The sequence below is a fragment of the Oceanisphaera sp. genome, from assembly GCF_052084945.1.
Lineage (GTDB): Bacteria > Pseudomonadota > Gammaproteobacteria > Enterobacterales > Aeromonadaceae > Oceanimonas.
This window is the reverse complement of the sequence record NZ_JBQDEX010000014.1, coordinates 20713-30632: the sequence shown is the minus strand read 5'-3', so window position 1 is coordinate 30632 and position 9920 is coordinate 20713. Positions and strand designations below refer to the sequence as shown.

The window sequence follows — 9920 nt, the reverse complement described above, 5'->3', positions numbered from 1 at the left end:
CTTACTATTATCGCTTGGGCCTTATGGGGCGTGTTTAGCTTAGTGATTTTAGCCAGCGTATTGCTGGGGCATTATGGTGGTGTGGGGCGCTATGTTGATAAGTTGCTGGCACACATGCGCCGAGTGGCCGATGGTGATTTATCCCATAGAGCGGCATTAAATGGGCCTAAAGAAGTGGCGAGTTTAGCGAATGGGTTAAACCAGATGTTAGACAGCATAGAGCAGGCACACCGCGAGTTAGATGCGCACCGTGCAGCAGAAACCCAGTTAGTGGCGCGCCTTAAAGACAATGAAAAAATGGTGGCTATTGGCAGCATGGCACAAGGCATTGCCCATGAGCTGGGGGCACCATTAAGTGTGATTGATGGCCGCGCTCGGCGGCTGGAGCGGGTAGGAAGTTTAAATGAGCAACAGCAACGTAACTTAGCGGGCATTCGCTCTCAGGTCGATAGGTTAACGCGCACTGTGCGCCAGTTACTGGATTACTGTCGCCCAGCCGCCACTCAGCCCCGAAAGCTAACGATGAATGTACTACTCCCAGATGTACTTGCCGCTATTGCGCCTGAACTTGAGGCTAAAGACTGCCAATTAACCACCCAGTTACCCGAGTGTCTGCCAGAGGTGTGGGCCGATGCCGGTCGCTTAGAGTTGGCATTGCTTAATTTATTACGCAACGCTTTGCAGGCCGCTGAAGGTGGCATTGGGGTTTGGGTTGCGGCCAATAGCCATTGGCTGGTGATCCGTATTATTGATGATGGTCACGGCTTGCCCGAGGGCTGCGCTGTGGCTCAGCTGACAGAGCCTTTTTTTACCACTAAGTCGCCCGGTGAAGGCACCGGTTTGGGGCTGGCTATTGTGCAGGCGGTGGCTGAGGAACAAGGCGGCTACTTTACCCTAAGTAATTACACTGACGGCGGCTGTGTAGCCTGTTTAATGCTGTCATTGACTCCCGCCAGTAACAAGGAAGCATGAGCATGGCACAAGCACAACATATTTTGCTGGTGGAAGATGACAGTGGCTTGCGAGAGCTATTGCAAGAAGAGCTAGAAGCAGAAGGCTATCAGGTGCGTGCCTGTGGCGATGCCGAGCAAGGTGTGGCGTTATTACAAAACCATCCGCCAGACTTATTGATTAGTGACTTACGCTTGCCGGGAGCTAACGGCTTAAGTTTGCTACCTGCATTAAGTGCGAATGATATTCCCCCTGCGGTGTTAATTATTACCGCCTTTGGTTCAGTGCAGCAGGCCGTTAAAGCGCTACAAGCAGGGGCCGATGATTTTTTAACTAAGCCCTTAGAAATGGATCACTTCCTACTTACTGTTGCTAAGTTGCTAGAAAATCGTCGATTACGTAGCGAAGTGCAGCATTATCGCAGCTTGCTCGCCGTTGAGCAGTTTAATGGCATTATCGGCCAAAGCCCGGCTATGGCGCAGTTATTTCATCAAATTCGCCAAATTGCCTCCGCCGATGGCCCTGTGTTAGTGCAGGGGGAGAGCGGCACCGGTAAAGAGTTAGTGGCTCGTGCCTTACACGATCAAAGTGCGCGCAGTCAGGGCCCTTACATGGTAGTGAACTGCGGTGGTATTCCCAGTGAGCTAATGGAAAGTGAGTTTTTTGGTCATGCAGCGGGCGCTTTTACCGGCGCACGTACGCAGCGAGCCGGCTTATTTCAACAAGCCAACGGCGGCACCTTATTGCTGGACGAGCTAGGTGAAATGCCACTGACCTTACAGGCCAAATTGCTGCGCGTGTTGCAAGATGGCAAGGTGCGGCCTGTGGGGAGCGATCATGAAATTCAGCTAGATGTACGCATTATTGCCGCCACTAACCGCAACTTAACCGAGGCGGTGAGTGATGGCAGTTTTCGGGAAGACTTATTTTATCGTCTAGAAACCTTTGCTCTACAAGTACCGCCCTTGCGTGCGCGGGGTGATGATATACAGCGCTTAATTGGCTTCTTTTTAACGCAGTTTAATGCTCGCCAACAGCGTCATGTAAAAGGCTTTAGCGATGAAGCATTGGCATTGCTGCAAGCGTATCCCTTTCCGGGCAATGTGCGTGAGCTACAAAATGCGGTAGAACGCGCCGCGACTTTTACGGACAGCCCATTAATTGAACCGCACCATTTACCGCAGCGCATTTGCCAGCAAGCCGAGCCGGCATTATCAGCAGAGCTTAGGGGGGCGGAGCCAAGTGCAACTCAAGTAATCCGTGATCAAGACGCCGATAGTATGGCAACGCTTGAGACCATACAGCGGGAGTATATTCACCGAGTGCTTGCCGCAACCGGCAATAATAAACGCCGCGCTGCCGATATTCTCGGTATTACCCGGCGCACCCTCTACCGTTGGATAGAATAAAAGCCGCGATACGCTTTACGCCGTACGCTGTCAGTTAAAGATAAGTTCAACAGATTTCTTTAGGTACTATGCCGTCATACTGGCGTGCCCCGGTATCTCGCACTTGAGTGTTTATTGCTAAATCTAAATCGAGATCCTGAAACGAGTTCAGGAAGACGGCAAAAATACCTAACTTTGTAGCTCGGCGCTTTAGCTGCCTGCTCTGCGGAGCAGTAAGGGTTTAATCTGTTTTTAACGTATGGCGTATCGCGTAAGGCTTACAGCTTGGTTTCGAAGGGCTGATATTGAATTTTATTCACATACCACTCTTTAATACCCGATGGCGTTTGCACCAAGACTTCGTCGTCTACTTGCTTGCCAATGAGTGCGCGGGCCATGGGCGAGTTAATGGTAATGTAGTTATTTTTAGGATCGATTTCATCCGTGCCCACAATGCGATAGCGCACTATGTCACCTGCGTCATTTTCCAGCTCAACCCAAGCGCCAAAAAACACTTTGCCGTCTTGGCGTGGGTCATAATCAACAATTTGCAGGGCGTCTAGACGCTTCATTAAAAAGCGTACTCGGCGGTCGATTTCGCGCAACCTACGTTTGCCGTAAATGTATTCAGCGTTCTCACTTCGGTCGCCGAGGGCCGCCGCTTCCGATACCGCTTGGGTGACGGCGGGGCGCTCAACTTTCCACAGTTCTTTTAACTCTTCATCTAGCTTATGCCAGCCAGCGCGGGTGATCAGGTTGGTTTTCATCCGTTTTCATCTCGTTAATGGCCAAACAAATAGAGGGGCATTGTGGCTGAGCAGGATAGAAGAAGAAAGTACCTCAGCGGCTTTGAGGCACTTCTCTCGTCGGCTTGGCGTGTTATTGGCCTAAATGATCCAGTGGCAGTGCGGTTTCGTGTTTAATACGTTGTAGCACAAAGCTTGAGCGTACGCCGAACACGCCATTGAGGTGGGTAAGCTTGCCCAATAAAAACTGTTGGTAATGAGATCGTAGTTATAACTCCTGAAGAAAGTAAATAGTGGGAGGCTGAAGCTATTAGATATGGATAATGATATTATTAATCAAATCAGAGCCGAGAAAGCTTGTCTTACTGGGTTTTCTGTTCTTAATTAACCGGCTGCCGAGTAGGTTATCCTCAGTTCCATGAAATTGTTCATGACATTTATTCCAGCTAGGACTTCACCGACCTGTCCGTTGTTGTGATTCGAGCTCAACTTGGATAAGTGTTCATCCAGATTTTCTTGATACACAGTACTTCAGGAATGGGGTAATCTGCTTTCTAGATACAGGTGCGGATCGCGGCAACTCGTTAACCTGCTCCTTTTAGCTTCGATGCTGACGGTCGTCTGCACCCTTTACGTTTTCAGTAGAGCAAGCGCTCCCACGATCAAAGCACGCATACCTTCCGTGATCTCTGCTGCCATTTCGGCTTCATCCACCTGGCTGTCTGTATCTGCTGATACGCTTACCTGGCTAGCAACTGAATAAACAGTGTCAGTAACGGCAATGCAATGAAAAGTAATGGTTGCGAGTAGCCAGCGTGTTTGTGCCTTTGACAGGCCATAGATAGTTGCCACGGCGTTGTGATGCTCGTCTATTTTTGCAAGCATCGGCTCAGTGGCGGCAGATCTGCGAATTAAATAGGGTGCCAAGCCGGGATGATCTCTCACAAAAATGCTGACTTCATCGGTGAAATGAAACAGATACTCCTGTAATGCCTTACTGCTAGGACCCAATGGAGAAGGAAGTTGCCAGCGGTAGAAAATCTCTTCGGCCACCATATTTTTGAGCGCATCCAAACCGGAAACGTGTTTGTAGAGTGCCATATGGCTAACTCCGAGGGCGGTGGCTACTCCGACAAAAGTGATGTTAGGCAGACCCATGTTGATGCCAGCATCGACGATTCGCTCGCGTGTGATTGTTCTAGGCCGCCCTCGAGTCGTTGTTTTTGATGATGAACTCATAATAATTCCAGTAGCTAAAGCTATGCTTATCTAGCCACATAGCCAACAGAAATTCAATTAGTTTATTGTGTTGAAACTAAATTGAAGTTAGCTTATCTTATTGAGATTGATTATCACTTTCACTGTTCCCTAGGAGCATGTCAATCAATGATGCCGTCAAACCGATCTCTTCAGGGCCTTTTGCTCTGATAGCGTTGTTCTGGCTGCTGTGTACTTACTCTCAGCGAGTCTTTCCCGTCAGACAGGGTTGATCCCATTCAGCGCAGGGTGAAGTTTGAGTAATCGGTGCAAATGGTTTTTGCGAACCTGCAGGATGCAGGGAGCTAGCCCAGTGTATTGATAATAAAAATAAACAGGTGAGTTAGCTGAATGAAAAGCTGAAATATATTCAACAGGCAGGCCTGTTAATAAGTAAGCTGAATGCAGAGAGAACCGGTAATATTTTTTACTCCGCAAGCTTAGTATGTGACTGCCGCCATATACGCTCATTAAATATATTAATCGAAGATATGTATCGAGGTTATAAAAACTGAATTAACCCGCTTTATAATAAGGAATTGAATATGCTTCATGATAATTTTCGCCGCCCAGTAGGGTCGGTGATGGAGCCGCTTTGTCAAAAAAACAGTGAACCACAGGGCAAGATTAGAATAACTAGGGGCGCGCTGGTTATGGGGGTGATGGTAGGCTCGTTAATGGTACCGGCATATCCGCTGATGGCACAGGAAGCTACTACCTCAGAAAGTACTCAAGATAATGATGAGGCCATGGTGGCGTTGCCCATGGTGACGGTGCGTGGAGAAAGGGCCGCCGTGACCGACAGTTATTCTGGTGGGCAGATAGCCTCTGGCGGAAGGGTAGGCATGCTGGGTGATAAAGGATTTATGGAAACGCCTTTTAACACCATTGGTTATACCGAAGATTATATTCAGGATGCACAGGCGAGGGATATTACGGATGTGATCGCCGCGACCGATCCTTCTGTATTTACCAGCGGCGTGACGGGACAAAACCTGGAAAGTTATTCTATATCGTGGTTTCAGATCGGATGTTGGCGACGTGACCATTAATGGCCTGTTCGGGATGGCACCTTATTACAGAAGTTCTCCGGAAATGTTTGAGCGCATTGAGGTCCTGAAAGGTCCTTCAGCCCTGCTGAATGGCATGCCGCCCAAAGGCTCTGCGGGCGGGGCCGTCAACCTGGTACCCAAACGTGCGGGCGATGAGCCGCTGGCCAACCTGACTGCCAGCTATCTGTCCGATTCGCAATTAGGCGGGCATATTGATCTCGGGCGGCGCTTTGGCGCGGATGATCAGTTTGGTGTTCGCTTTAATGGCGCTTACCGGAATGGTGATGCTGCGGTGAACCAGCAGGACCAGAGGAACGGACTAGTTTCTCTGGGGCTGGACTGGCGTGGCGATCGCGTGCGTCTGTCAGCTGATTTGTATGACAGTCAGGAGCATGTGAACGGTCCAACCCGGGGCGTTACCCTGGCCCCCGGCGTGTCTGTGCCCAGACTGCCAGAACCGGATACCTTATTAAACCCGAGCTGGGCATTTAACGATATCGAAGACCGGGGAGCCATGATCCGCGGTGAGCTGGATATCAGTGATAACCTGATGGCTTATGCCGCCGCCGGTATGAGCACGACCAGCTTTAAGTCGACCAGTGCCTCCTTGACGCAGGTGTTTAATGAGGCCGGTGATCTAAGAACCAATCTGGGTGATGTGAACGATGAAGTTGACAGAAAAACGGCCGACATCGGGCTAAGGAGCTCGTTCCGGACGGGGCCGGTTCATCATGAGCTGGCGCTTAATGGCACATATTACACGGAAGATTATGAGCTGAACGCACGCCGGGGCGTTTTGCCTGCAGACATTATTACGAATATTTATCGTCCGGTCTGGGGAGATGTCAGCACTGTCTTTAATGCCCCGCCAATTACCCAGAGAGAGCTGGAGCTGACCAGTTTCGGGCTGGCTGATACCCTTTCATTTGCGCAGGACAGGCTGCACCTAACGCTGGGGGTGCGTCACCAGAGGGTCGTGCAGGATAGCTTCTTTGGCCCGGACAGCATTCCCATCAGCAGCTACGATGAAAGTGCGCTGACTCCTGCCGCTGCCGTGCTGTTTGAGCTAACCGATCAGGTTTCTGTCTACGCCAACTACATAGAAGGATTAAGCCAGGGGGCCAGCGCGCCGTCTACGGCGAGCAATGCCGGCGAGACCTTTAAACCCTACAAAACCAAGCAGAAAGAAGTGGGTCTGAAGTTTGATCTCGGTGAGTTTGCCCACACTCTCAGCTTTTACGAGATTACACGTCCCAGCAGCTACACAGATCCGGTGACCAATGTCTTTTCATTTGGCGGCGAGCAGCGTAACAGAGGGGTGGAGTGGGGCTTCTTTGGCTCACCGGCAGAGCATGTCCGCCTGATGGGTGGGGTGGCCTATGTGGATCCGGAACTCACCAAAACGGCGGGCGGCATCAACCAGGGGAAACAGGCCACGGGCATCCCCAAACTGCAGGCCAAACTCGGGGCTGAGTGGGATCTTCCCTTTGTGCAGGGGCTGACCTTAACGGGTAACGCCAGTGCCGTCTCCCAGCAGTATCTGAATGAAGATAACTCGCTTTCGTTATCGGGCCGTACGCTCTACGACCTAGGTGCACGCTACAACACCAAGATGAGCGGCTATCCGGTAACGTGGCGGTTGAATATCGAGAACCTGACCAACAAAGCCTATTGGGCCAAACCGCATTACACCACGCTTGCTCTGGGTGCACCCCGGACGGTCATGCTGTCGGCCACGGTGGGTTTCTAGGGTGAAAAAACGGCGAATGTCTTCCGGTGTACTTGGCGGAGTGATATTCAGGCTCTTGCTCAATCATTCCATCAGCAGTCGGACGTCGCTCATGTGAGCCTAGTGATTGTCGTTGGTGTCCATCAAGACCTAGGACTCGGCTTTGTGCAGCAGGTGTCTCGGGCCGCCTGATGCTCGAGCTAGTGGTATCGATTATGCAGAACTTCTGGGAAACATTTCCATTGCTTGGCGGTTTACTCGCTCTCGAACACGGTCATCGCACTTCCCCTACTGGGTTATAGTCTAATGAAATCTAATCCGCTTTTTTGGCAGTGGTATGGGGGAGTCCTAGTCACTTTGTGTCTTGGTGGTAGTTTCGACCGCGTAAGTGAATGGCCAAGGGTTTATTTAAGTGTTCCATTAGAACTACCCAAGTTTCTTATGAACAATAGACTTCGTCTTGTCGAGCAGCACGGCAAGTAACTGTTTTTACAGTGCTCTTAAGGAAATTATGCAATATGGCAAAACACTTATTCACTCCGCCAAAGTACAGTCCTAATGAATGCGTCCAGTTATACCTGTCGTTAGACTGCATGCTCTCACACTTCTATAGGACTGGCTCATGACGGATAAGGTTCGATTTTACCCAGCTCCCCTCCTCAGGACACTTCTTGCCATCGTCGGTGCTTTCCTGCTGACACGCTGGAGCAGCATTGCGGTGCTGGTCTTACCCTGGCCGCCAGAGCAAGCGGTGATGACTGGTATGTTGCTGGGGTTTGCCGTTTTTGCGGCCACGGTTATCTGGGTGTTTGTTGCGGGCAGCCTGCGCAGTGCCTGTCTGGGACTGTTGCCTGCGGGAGGCTTGCTGATGTATTTCAGTCAGGAGGTTGCCTTGTGATTGCGCCTTTGGGAGGGCGTGTACGCCAGCGCATGGCGCAGTTGCATCGCTGGACGGGACTGTTGCTGGGCTGGTTGCTGTTTGTCATTTTTCTGAGTGGCACGCTGAGCTTCTTTCGTCAGGAAATTTCGCTGTGGATGCAGCCTGAGCGGCCTTTTGTCTCCGAGGTTGTCCAGTCTGATCTGGTGCTTGAGCAGGCCTCCCGTTACCTACAGCAGCAGGCTGCCGATGCCAGTCACTGGACCGTAAAACTGCCGGACTCGCGTGATGGCCTGGTTCACCTCAACTGGCGGGGCCCGCTCGGGCAGGGCCAGGCCTCTCTGAACCCGCTTAACGGGGAGATGATTCCGGTCAGGGAAACCCGGGGCGGGGAGTTCTTCTACCGTTTCCATTTCCAGTTGCACTACCTGCCCGTTCTCTTTGCCCGTTATCTGGTGGGCATTGCGGCCATGTTTATGCTGCTGGCGCTGATCAGCGGCGTTATTACCCACAAGAAAATCTTCCAGGATTTCTTTACCTTCCGCTCGGGCAAAGGCCTGCGCTCCTGGCTGGATGCACACAATGGCTTTTCTGTGCTCGCGCTGCCTTTCCACCTGATGATCACCTACACCGGGCTGGTCACCATGATGGCGCTGTATGTCCCTTGGGGGCTGGACCGGGCGTTTCCAGAACCGCAGCAGAAGCAACACCTGCTCAGCGAGGTGTTTGCCTTTTTGCCGGCGGAGCCCGGCTCCGGTGAGCGGGCCCCTATGGTGGCATTACCTTCCTTGCTGGCGCAGGCTGAGGCACATTGGCAGGGCGCTGAGGTTGGCCGGGTTCAGGTCTCCAACCCCGGTGACAGGCATGCCAAAGTGGTGATGGAAGCCCGCAGCGACCAGCCGGAACAGCTGGGTGTCAGCGGGCATCCGCCATTTCAGGTGTTTGATGGTGTTAGTGGTGAACGGTTGCGGGAGAAAGTCCCGGCACCAGCCTACGATACCTACGGTATTCTGCTGGGGCTGCACCTGGGGCGCTTTGCCGACTGGCCTGCCCGCTGGCTGTATGCCCTGCTGGGTGCTGCAGGGGGTGGCATGTTGGCGTCCGGATTAATTGTCTGGTCGGTAAAGCGACGCGGGAAACCGACGCATTCCGTTGCGGGATTATGGCTGGTCGACCGGCTGAACCTGGTAACCCTGGCCGGCTTTCCGACCGCGGTTGTGGCGCTGTTCTGGCTGAACCGGTTGTTGCCCGCAGCGTGGCCAGAGCGAGCGCAGTGGGAAATTCACGGGCTGTTTCTGGTGTGGCTGGGCATGCTTGTGCATGCACTTATCCGGCCTTTGCACGCCGGCTGGCGCGAACAACTGGGGCTGGCCGGCATACTGCTGCTGGGCCTGCCTGTGCTGAACTTGGTAACCACGGAAAGAGGGTTTGTCGTCAGTCTGATGGCCGGTGACTGGTTGTTTGTTGGTTTTGATCTGACGTGTCTGGTGCTGGCGGCACTGATGTTCAGGTTTGCCTGGAAGAAGCGAGCATGCTGATGGCGCATCTGGTGGTTTTTATCCTCTCCATGTCTGGGTTTCAGCTGCTGGCGATGGCCTCCTCCAGAGGGAGGTTCTGGCAGCGGCGTGATCTGTTCTGGTCGGGCTGGTTGCTGTTGCTGGTGGGGCTGATGGCGGCGCTCAGTGGCTGGCGTCCCGGACTGGGTCTGACATTGTGGCTGGGATACCTCAGTGCCGGTGCCGGCGTGGTGTTTCTGGTGCGGATCCTGGGACGGCGTGAGGCTCGGTAACGCACTTGCCATGCGCTTGGCCAGCCGATGCTGGCGGGATCGGCGAAAACGGGAGCTGAGGCCTGGTTGGAAATCTGCCTTTAAAGTTTAGTTTATGATAATCATTTAGATTTGCATTTTTGGTGTTGGCT

At 52.4% G+C, this 9920-nt stretch carries 9 protein-coding genes and 1 pseudogene; 7 read left to right on the top strand and 3 right to left on the bottom strand.

The window, feature by feature from the left end; translation table 11 throughout:
* A partial coding sequence (locus ACTHY5_RS02580) for a sensor histidine kinase (RefSeq protein WP_441875964.1) occupies positions 1–972 on the top strand: 972 nt, incomplete at its 5' end.
* Between the two features lie 2 nt (positions 973–974).
* Positions 975–2360, top strand: a complete 1386-nt coding sequence (locus ACTHY5_RS02575; protein WP_441875961.1) for a sigma-54-dependent transcriptional regulator — start codon at positions 975–977, stop codon at positions 2358–2360.
* Positions 2361–2617: 257 nt separating this feature from the next.
* On the opposite strand, the gene greB is transcribed toward ACTHY5_RS02575, so the two are convergent.
* From greB to ACTHY5_RS02560, 3 genes and pseudogenes are all read right to left on the bottom strand, one after another.
* On the bottom strand, positions 2618–3106 hold the full coding sequence (greB, locus tag ACTHY5_RS02570; RefSeq protein WP_441875958.1) for a transcription elongation factor GreB: 489 nt from the start codon (positions 3104–3106) through the stop codon (positions 2618–2620).
* 112 nt (positions 3107–3218) lie between these two features.
* Positions 3219–3344: pseudogene (locus ACTHY5_RS02565) on the bottom strand (Lrp/AsnC family transcriptional regulator); the annotation flags it as partial.
* Between the two features lie 371 nt (positions 3345–3715).
* On the bottom strand, positions 3716–4324 hold the full coding sequence (locus ACTHY5_RS02560; RefSeq protein ID WP_441875955.1) for a TetR/AcrR family transcriptional regulator: 609 nt from the start codon (positions 4322–4324) through the stop codon (positions 3716–3718).
* 563 nt (positions 4325–4887) lie between these two features.
* Between ACTHY5_RS02560 and ACTHY5_RS02555 the strand changes: the two genes are divergently transcribed.
* From ACTHY5_RS02555 to ACTHY5_RS02535, 5 genes are all read left to right on the top strand, one after another.
* The gene (locus tag ACTHY5_RS02555) at positions 4888–5394 is read left to right on the top strand and encodes a hypothetical protein (RefSeq protein WP_441875952.1); all 507 of its coding nucleotides are present in this window, start codon (positions 4888–4890) and stop codon (positions 5392–5394) included.
* Positions 5384–7144, top strand: coding sequence for a TonB-dependent receptor (locus ACTHY5_RS02550; protein WP_441875950.1), 1761 nt, complete (start codon positions 5384–5386; stop codon positions 7142–7144). Before ACTHY5_RS02555 ends, ACTHY5_RS02550 begins: the two co-directional genes overlap by 11 nt.
* A 601-nt stretch (positions 7145–7745) precedes the next feature.
* Positions 7746–8021 carry a hypothetical protein gene (locus ACTHY5_RS02545; RefSeq protein ID WP_441875947.1) on the top strand — a complete coding sequence of 92 codons (276 nt, stop codon included), beginning with the start codon at positions 7746–7748 and terminating at the stop codon, positions 8019–8021.
* A gap of 32 nt (positions 8022–8053) precedes the next feature.
* A complete protein-coding gene (locus tag ACTHY5_RS02540; RefSeq protein ID WP_441875944.1) occupies positions 8054–9538 on the top strand; it encodes a PepSY-associated TM helix domain-containing protein in 1485 nt (494 codons plus the stop codon).
* Positions 9532–9789 (top strand): DUF3325 family protein, encoded by a 258-nt coding sequence (locus tag ACTHY5_RS02535; RefSeq protein ID WP_441875941.1) that lies wholly within the window; start codon positions 9532–9534, stop codon positions 9787–9789. Before ACTHY5_RS02540 ends, ACTHY5_RS02535 begins: the two co-directional genes overlap by 7 nt.
* The last annotated feature ends 131 nt before the right edge of the window (positions 9790–9920 follow it).